The following is a 6,930-nucleotide window of genomic DNA, read 5'->3' as shown; positions in this document are numbered from 1 at the left end:
TGACAAGACGATTTTAGGGCTTTTAATTTTGATCTCGGTTGCGATCGGAGCGATATTCTGGCTGCTTAAAGATAGTGATAGCGTCAGCATGGCAAGTATCAATCAAAATATTGAGGACAAGGGCGGTGCTTCAAATTCTGCTAATGATGCCGAGCAGCAGGCGGCAGATCTTGCAGTGCAAAATAATATCTCTAAAGAGGATTACAACATTAGCGCGCCGAAAGTTGCCCACACCTCTAAACACGAAAAGGAACGCCCAAGCTTAAATTTAAACGACGTGGGTGTGCTATCCAGCGAGGATTCCGGTGGGTTTAAGATAACCAATAATTACGAAAATGGCGGAAACTATGGCGGGCAGGCTCAGGCGCAAAATTTCGGCGGTCAAAATTTTGGCAATCAGAATTTTGGCAATCAAAATGCTCCTACATTTAATGTGCCTAATACCAATAACGCAGCTTTCGCAAATCAGCCACCTAAAAATGAGGTTATCGATTTTGGACGCGCTCCATTGCCGCCTAAATCAAATTTCTCTGGAGGTTCTACAAATACCGCAAGTAGCGCTCCGCTAAGTTCCAGAATTGAGATAAAAACTTCAAATTTAAGCGAAGATAAGCAGAGCTTGGAGAGCAAATTTTACGCGACGAATAAGATTGAGTATTCGCTATCGCTAGCCGAAGAAGCGTATAATAAGAAAGACTACGATAATGCGATCAAATGGGCTCTTACGTCAAATGAGCTTGATAAGGACAACGTCGCCAGCTGGATAATTTTTGCTAAAGCCAATTATAAAAAGGGTCGTAAAGAAGACGCGCTTTACGCTCTTGAGACCTTTAACGCAAAGGCGAAAAATAACGAAATTTCTAACCTCATTTCAAAGATAAGAAGCGATAAACTATGAAAATTTTATATATTTTAGCTTTTGCGATCGCGTCGTTATTTGCAGTTAGCGCCGATGACGTGCGCAACTGGGATCAGATCGGTCAGTATAACCGTATCTGCCAAGAAAGCGTGCGAAATTTATTCATTGAAGAACAAAGCGAGGCACTTGCAAATATGTATGCCAAGGCGTGTCTGAAGATGGACAAAGTAAACGAGCTTGTAGTGCCTACGGTGATGCTTTATAAAACCAAAGAGGCTCGCGAGAACGCTTCTCTTTATTCGACCATAATTTTTCAAAAAAAGATGCTTTATTTGGCGCTTTGCGATGGCGTGGATATTAGCTATATACGCACGCCTAAGATCAATTACATTTTGTCTGAAATTTTTGATAAATTTACGGAGAGAGCATACGTAAAAAAGAGTGATACGTATGTCTTTACCCTAGAAAACGGCGAGCGCGCCGAGCTTTTTATCAAAGAAGAGGAAGAGGTAAAAAAGATGGTAATTGCAATTTATACTGGCGATAAGCTTAGCTCGATTAAAATTTATTGGTGATCGCGATGACGAAGATTGAAGAGCAGATCGTTGCGATTTTAATACGAAACAATATCCTTACTAGCACCGTTGTTCCGGAAATCAAGGACAAGATGGATATTGGCTTGACGCTAGGCGAGGTTTTAGTCGGAGATAACTATCTAAGCCAGGATGATTTTTGCTCAATTTTAGTTGAGCTGTACAAGCGTCGTCAGATAGCATTTGACGATATAAGCGAAAAATTTTCGATGGATCCAAAGGAATTTTTGCAAATTCTAGCCAAGAAAATGAACCTGTCGTATATGAATTTAGATGATATCGATATAGACTTCAGGCTATCGGAACGCACTCCTACCGCACAGCTTAAAAGATACGGCGTGATACCGGTTAAAGCGGATGATCTGAATATTTACGTTGCTTTTTCTGATCCGTTTAATCTTGAGTCGCAAGATAAAGCGCAGGCTATGTTTAGCAAACAGCTGCTTAAAATCGTAGTAGCCGATCCAAATCAGGTAAATAAATATCTATCTAAGCTTGAGCTTTCAGAGAGCATTAAAGGGCTCGTAGCGGAGATCCGCAAAGAGCTCGCCAACACCGGCGGTAGCGGAAGCAGCGATGATACCTCGGCGATTTTGAAGCTCATTGAGATGATAATTAGTCAGTCTATTAAGATGCGCGGTAGTGATATTCACATCGAGCCTACCGAGAATAACTGCGTCGTACGTACCAGAATCGACGGAATGCTCGCTGAAATTTTTATCTTTGATAAGGATATCTATCCACCGCTAGTAAGCCGATTGAAGCTACTTTCAAATATGGATATCGCCGAGCGCCGTAAGCCGCAGGACGGTAGGTTTAGTATGAAAATTTCAGGTCGCGAATACGACTTTCGTATTTCGACACTGCCTATTATCAATGGCGAATCTACCGTTATGCGTATCCTAGATAAATCCAAGGTTATCATAAGTCTGGAAAAGCTCGGTATGCACCCTGATAGCTTTAAGAAATTTAATAACGCTATGAAGGCTCCATATGGTATTATCTTGGTTACCGGACCTACGGGAAGCGGTAAGTCTACGACGCTATATGCGGCGCTAAACGATATTAAAAATATCGATACTAAGGTCATTACCGTAGAAGATCCGGTCGAGTATCAAGTAAATTTAATCCAACAAGTCCAAGTTAACGAAAAAGCGGGTCTTACCTTTGCTTCAGCATTGCGCTCGATCTTAAGACAAGACCCCGACATCATAATGATCGGTGAGATCCGTGATCAAGAGACCCTTAGGATCGCGATCCAGGCTGCTCTTACTGGACACTTGGTTTTCTCGACCCTACACACCAACGACGCCGTTAGTGCGATCCCGCGAATAGTGGATATGGGTATAGAGGCCTACCTAATAAGTGGTGCGCTCATTGCAGTAGAGGCACAGCGTCTCGTGCGAAAGCTTTGCCCGCACTGCAAGCAGCCTACGAATCTGCCTAAATCGATGCTTGATCAGCTGAAGGAATTCTTGCCTGAAAAATACACATTTTTTAAGGCCGTAGGTTGCGATCAATGCGGTCAGACGGGCTATATGGGGCGTGAGATGATTAGTGAAATTTTACCTATTACCGATAAAATGCAGAGCTTGATCGCTAATGGCGGCTCAAAGGACGATATGAGAGCCTTAGCGAAGGAGGAGGGTTTTATAGATATGTTTGAAGACGGTGTTATACGTGCTGCGCGCGGAGTAACTAGTATAGAAGAAATTTATAGGGTGGCTAAACAATGAAAAAGCAATTAGAAGTTGAATACAACGCCAAGGGCGCAAGAAGGAAGATGTTTTTGCAAGCTAGCGATAAGGTGCAAGCAAACAACCTCATGAAGCAGCGCGTAGGCGGGACGATCGTAAAAAGAGGTGAAACCCAAGTCGTAGCGAATACGGGCGGCGATTTTAAGGCGCAGGTTTCGCGCATGCTAGGTGGTAGCGGAAGAGTTAGAACACTGCCGTTAGTAGCGTCGATCCGTCAGCTTTCGGTTATGACAAATGCCGGAATTTCAATCCACGACTCGATCAAAGAGGTTGCAAGGGCGGCAGAGGATAAGACGCTAAAAGAAATTTTCAGCGCGATGAACGACGATCTTAACGCAGGTCTTAGCTTGACCGAATCTACGGAGAAATTTAGAGGACAGCTCGGTGATGTCGTCGTTGCGATGGTAAGTCTGGGCGAAGCAACCGGTAATATGGCAGAGTCTCTAGCCAAGCTTGCCGCTATGCTTCAAGAGCTTTGGGAAAACCAGCGTAAATTTAAAAAGGCGATGCGTTATCCTATGATCCTTATGATCGTTATGGCGATTGCGTTTTCGGTTTTGATGATGTATGTTGTGCCAAAATTCCGTGAGATTTTTGAGGATTTAGGCGCGGATCTGCCACTACCTACTAGAATTCTACTTGGTATCGAAAGCACGCTTAATAATTATGGAATTTTTGTTTTAGCAGGCATTATAGGCACTATCATAGCTCTTAGATGGGCATATCGCAATAATCCTGAGTTTAAAAAGGGCTTTGACAAGACGATTTTAAAGGTCTATCTATTTGGTAAGATCATATTTTTCTCTACGATGTCGCGATTTATGCTTATTTTTACAGAGCTTGTGCGAGCGGGTATTCCTATCGCTGATGCGCTGGATACATCTGTTTTAATGGTGGATAATCATACTTTAAAAGAGAAACTCTCTACCGTTAAAATTGCCGTGCAGCAAGGCGTGAGCCTAACAGAGGCGTTTAACAATACAGGGCTTTATGAGAGTATGCTTATTCAGATGATCAGCGCGGGCGAGCAGGCCGGTAACCTCGATAAGATGCTCGGTAACGTCACGGATTATTATAAAGAGAAATTTGATGATATCATCGATAATATCTCAAGCTACGTCGAGCCGATCATGCTATTTTTTATGGCGGGCATGGTTCTTCTTTTGGCTCTGGGTATCTTCATGCCTATGTGGGATCTGGGCAAAGCCGTCAAAAACTAACCCCTTTAATTCCGCGCCTGCGAGGGCGCGGAATTTTATCAAAGCATTAAAATTTCATCCTTCAAATAAAATTTTAACCTTCATTTGGCTAAAATACCGCTTTAAATTTAAGGATCTATCATAATCAAAGAAGTATATTTTATCGTCATATCGGCTATCATAATATTTTTTGGACTTGCCACCATTGCGCCCGATTCTGCGCTCGTAGGCAGCGCGGGTAACGCCATTCGCTCATTTAATATCGGGCTGTTCGGCTACTTCGCTTATATCTATCCGCTCTATTTATTGGCGCTTGCATTCGTGGCGTATCGCTATTTTAGCGGCTTTAATTTTAGATTTTTAGAGTTTAGCATCGGCGCGATTTTGCTGTTTTTTACCATTTTGATGGTGCAGTCGAGTCTCTTTGGCGCTAGCGGCGGAGCAGTTGGTAGCTTCGCGGTGGACGGGCTTAGGCGAATGATCGGAAGCGTCGGCGTGTGGATTTTTAATATTACGATTTTTGTGCTTTCGCTAGTACTTATATTCGAAGATCGTTTTACCGACATCATCAAAAACTGCTTTATTGGCTCAAGAGACGAAAGCTCACAGGATGGAATTGGAGATGATTTCGCTAGCGATACGGATGCAGCGCAAAGGGGCGGGCTTGCAAGGTATTCGTCTGCGCAAGGCTTGAGAGGTGCGGAAAATTTTAACGCTTCGAATAACACTTTGAGCGTAGAAGACAGTTCGGCGAGACAGAGCGGTTTTGCGGAGCAAGGTGCAAGCGGGCGTGGTTTTGAAGATGAGCGAAATTTACAAAATTTAAACGATACTCGCGAGCCTGAAAATGAGCAGAATTTCGGTGACGCGCAGGGTCTGCAAACTTCCGCAGCGCGCGAGCTTAAAATGCCGCAAAAGGGAAAGCCGAGCAGGCTAAAAAGGGTCGAGCGCCTAAGCGAAGTCGCCGAAAATAAAAGGCTTTTGGATCAGCTCGATAAGGGCAGGGTGGCTAAGCCCAAGGATTTTAAACTGCCGCCGCTTGATTTTTTAAACCTGCCGCCGAAAAAGAAAAGCAATATCGACGAGAGTGAGATCGATCGTAAAATTTACGACCTGCTCGATAAGCTGCGTAAATTTAAGATCGACGGCGACGTGGTGCGGACCTACTCGGGTCCGGTCGTTACGACATTTGAGTTTCGCCCTGCCGCGCACATCAAGGTAAGTAAAATTCTCACGCTGCAAGACGATCTCGCGATGGCTCTTAGGGCGCAGACCATCCGTATCCAGGCGCCGGTTCCTGGCAAAGACGTCGTGGGTATCGAGATACCGAATCAAAATATCGATACGATCTATCTGCGCGAAATTTTAGAAAGCGACGTGTTTAAAAGCGCCTCCAGCCCGCTTACGATCGTGCTTGGCAAGGATATCGTGGGGCAGCCATTCGTCACCGATCTTAAGAGGTTGCCGCACCTTCTCATCGCAGGCACCACGGGAAGCGGCAAGAGCGTGGGCATCAACGCCATGCTGCTTAGCCTTTTGTATCGCAACTCGCCCAAGAGCCTGCGCCTAATAATGATTGATCCGAAGATGCTCGAGTTTAGCATCTACAACGACATCCCGCACCTGCTAACACCCGTCATCACGCAGCCTAAGCAGGCGATCATCGCGCTAAGTAACCTTGTAGCCGAGATGGAGCAGCGCTACTCGCTCATGGCGCAAAACAGGACGAAAAACATCGACAACTACAACGAAAAGATGCTACGCGAGGGCGGCGAAATTTTGCCTTACATCGTCGTTATCATCGACGAGCTCGCAGATTTGATGATGACGAGCGGCAAGGACGTGGAGTACTACATCGCGCGTCTGGCGCAGATGGCGCGCGCCAGCGGCATCCATCTCATCGTAGCGACGCAGCGCCCTAGTGTGGATGTCGTCACGGGGCTGATAAAGGCGAATTTGCCTAGCCGCATCAGCTTCCGAGTGGGTTCGAAGGTCGATAGCAAGGTGATTTTAGATCAGATGGGCGCGGACAGCCTGCTTGGGCGGGGCGATATGCTCTTTACGCCGCCTACCGCGCCGGGCCTCATCCGCCTGCACGCACCGTTTACGACCGAGGATGAGATCAACAAGATCACAGAATTTTTAAAGGCGCAAGAAAGCGTCGTTTATGACGAGCGATTTTTGATCGAAAACGAGGGCGCCAAGCAAGAAGGCGGCATAATCAATCCGCAAAATATCGTGCTTGACGAGCTTTACGACGAGGCTAAGGCGATCGTTTTGGAGGAGGAGAAGACCTCGATCAGCTACCTGCAGCGCCGCTTGCGTATCGGATACAACCGCGCCGCGACGATCATCGAGCAGCTCGAACAGATGGGCGTTTTAAGCGAGATCAACGCTAAAGGTCAGCGCGACATAATCAAGTAAGCTTTAAAATTTCGATGAAATTTAAGCGGCGAAATTTTGAAATTTATTGGATTTATAGGTGCCAGAATTTTTAAAATTTGATGGGTCTATATCGATAG

The 6,930-nt window shown here is 45.4% G+C and carries 4 protein-coding genes and 1 pseudogene; all 5 read left to right on the top strand.

From position 1 onward, the window contains the following. Positions 1 to 898 (top strand): annotated as a pseudogene (locus Q0620_RS09015) (hypothetical protein); the annotation flags it as partial. Beyond that, positions 895 to 1,434 carry a hypothetical protein gene (locus Q0620_RS09010; RefSeq protein WP_297923674.1) on the top strand — a complete coding sequence of 180 codons (540 nt, stop codon included), beginning with the start codon at positions 895 to 897 and terminating at the stop codon, positions 1,432 to 1,434. The pseudogene Q0620_RS09015 and the gene Q0620_RS09010, both read left to right, overlap by 4 nt. Positions 1,435 to 1,439: 5 nt before the next feature. Then, positions 1,440 to 3,188 carry a GspE/PulE family protein gene (locus Q0620_RS09005; protein ID WP_177389147.1) on the top strand — a complete coding sequence of 583 codons (1,749 nt, stop codon included), beginning with the start codon at positions 1,440 to 1,442 and terminating at the stop codon, positions 3,186 to 3,188. After that, positions 3,185 to 4,429, top strand: coding sequence for a type II secretion system F family protein (locus Q0620_RS09000; RefSeq protein ID WP_005870289.1), 1,245 nt, complete (start codon positions 3,185 to 3,187; stop codon positions 4,427 to 4,429). The genes Q0620_RS09005 and Q0620_RS09000 overlap by 4 nt, the downstream gene beginning before the upstream one ends. 183 nt (positions 4,430 to 4,612) lie before the next feature. Then, the gene (locus Q0620_RS08995; protein ID WP_366125033.1) at positions 4,613 to 6,832 is read left to right on the top strand and encodes a DNA translocase FtsK; all 2,220 of its coding nucleotides are present in this window, start codon (positions 4,613 to 4,615) and stop codon (positions 6,830 to 6,832) included. The last annotated feature ends 98 nt before the right edge of the window (positions 6,833 to 6,930 follow it).

This window comes from uncultured Campylobacter sp., from assembly GCF_938017615.1.
Classification (GTDB): Bacteria; Campylobacterota; Campylobacteria; order Campylobacterales; family Campylobacteraceae; genus Campylobacter_B.
This window is presented reverse-complemented; position numbering and strand designations above follow the sequence as displayed.